A 1,516-nucleotide genomic window follows, 5' to 3' on the forward strand; every position below is an offset into this window, starting at 1 on the left:
CTTTCCCGTACTGAAGCCCAGCCTGAGCAATACTTTGAATACGAATTGCAAACTCAACCCATTTATCATTCATATAGCTTATCACCTCCACAAATCCCGATTTATCTAAACCTTTCTTATAGGATGTCGAATGACTGTTTTCCATTTTTCCGGTGCAACCTTTCTTGCATCCGACAAATATATTTCATGATGTAGTCTTTGACTATTCATATCATTCGCATATCCATTTTGTTTTAAAAATTTATCCATAAGTGCAACTGTAGCTGGTTCATCATCAAAAGATCCTAAGTGCATGATTTGAACACATAAACCTTCATCAACCGTCAAAAACTCTGCCGATGAACAATCTATTTTTTTCTTTTTAGTTGCTGTTTCAACAGCCCATTCAAAATCTTTTTCATTCACAAAATCAGGCAATCGAATGACTGAAATCCAATGAAATGAATCTTTATCTGCATAATTCACACCATCTATATCATCCTGCCACCAGAATCCTTCTAGTGGTGGAACTACATATTCAAAGAATCCTTCAATTTTATAATCCGTTTTGTAACTCATTCTCAAAGTATAAGCAATCGCATACAATACACCAATCGCCTGCTGATATGCTCCACCTTCTTCATTAGGATTCCCCTTTCCCCTGACCGCAATATAATTTGCTTCAGGAACAGTTACAATCACAGGTTTATTTTTAGGCATATAATACTCTTTATATTCTTTCTTAAAATCAAAAGCCATAATTACTCCTTAAATTTGGTTTTATCTATTTTTTAAAGTATACCATTAAATATGAAAACTATACAAAAAGACTGAACTCTCAGCCTGGTATATTTATAAATACGCTTCGTCTTAATCTATACGATCATAAACTATAATTTATTCACTTATTTGTATTTCTTCTTAAGACTAATACTCAATATTATTGCAACAACTGATGAAATAATTAATCCTGCAACTAATGAAAATATCCAAAGATTATTTTCATTAAAAAGAAGAATAACGGAAATATCCATAGATATTATGAAAAGTACAAAGAAAAGATTTAAAATTTTAGTATCTTCTTTCCAATAATTTTCTTTATCACTAGTGTTTAAACTATTGTAAAATTCAAACCCATTGTCTAGTTCTTTACCCACTTTAGTGCTTCTTATTTTGTTTGTTGCATACCAAATAAGAAGGTATATCATGTTTAAAAAAATAAAAATCATAGTATTCTTTGTCATGTTTGTTCCTCCAAAAATTCCGATTTATATTTCTGAATAAAGTATATATGAATAATCAGCGGATTGAAACTTCCTGCCAGTAAATTCTTATGTTCAATGTGCAATCAGCATACACCCTGTTTGCTCGTCAAGAAACACAAAAAATCCGTAAACTTTCTTCCGGGATTAGAAAGTTAACGGATTTTTTTTATATACAGTGCGATAAACTGGAAGTTGTCGAACTACTTCAATTTTTCATTTTCACAACTACATTTCCAGCGTGTTCTACATCACCTGCTGTCCGGATTGCCTGT

4 protein-coding genes are annotated in these 1,516 nt (G+C 31.7%); 1 reads left to right on the plus strand and 3 read right to left on the minus strand.

Annotation, left to right across the window (positions count from 1 at the left end; all coding sequences use genetic code 11):
- From Q0F04_RS11930 to Q0F04_RS11885, 3 genes are all read right to left on the minus strand, one after another.
- On the minus strand, positions 1-145 hold a 145-nt coding region (locus Q0F04_RS11930), incomplete at its 3' end, for an NUDIX hydrolase N-terminal domain-containing protein (protein WP_366510391.1).
- Positions 106-738, minus strand: coding sequence for a GyrI-like domain-containing protein (locus tag Q0F04_RS11880; protein ID WP_295753553.1), 633 nt, complete (start codon positions 736-738; stop codon positions 106-108). The genes Q0F04_RS11930 and Q0F04_RS11880, both read right to left, overlap by 40 nt.
- Before the next feature lie 146 nt (positions 739-884).
- Positions 885-1,223, minus strand: coding sequence for a hypothetical protein (locus Q0F04_RS11885; protein ID WP_295753554.1), 339 nt, complete (start codon positions 1,221-1,223; stop codon positions 885-887).
- An 89-nt stretch (positions 1,224-1,312) separates the two neighbouring features.
- Between Q0F04_RS11885 and Q0F04_RS11890 the strand changes: the two genes are divergently transcribed.
- On the plus strand, positions 1,313-1,516 hold a 204-nt coding region (locus Q0F04_RS11890; protein ID WP_295753556.1), incomplete at its 3' end, for a hypothetical protein.

Origin of the sequence: uncultured Holdemanella sp. (assembly GCF_934772795.1) — a bacterium.
GTDB lineage: Bacteria > Bacillota_I > Bacilli_A > Erysipelotrichales > Erysipelotrichaceae > Holdemanella.

What these genes read in the sequence shown, in the direction of transcription:
- Q0F04_RS11880 (WP_295753553.1), bottom strand. Translation starts at nt 738, where the DNA reads ATGGCTTTTGATTTTAAGAAAGAATATAAAGAGTATTATATGCCTAAA.
- Q0F04_RS11885 (WP_295753554.1), bottom strand. Translation starts at nt 1,223, where the DNA reads ATGACAAAGAATACTATGATTTTTATTTTTTTAAACATGATATACCTT.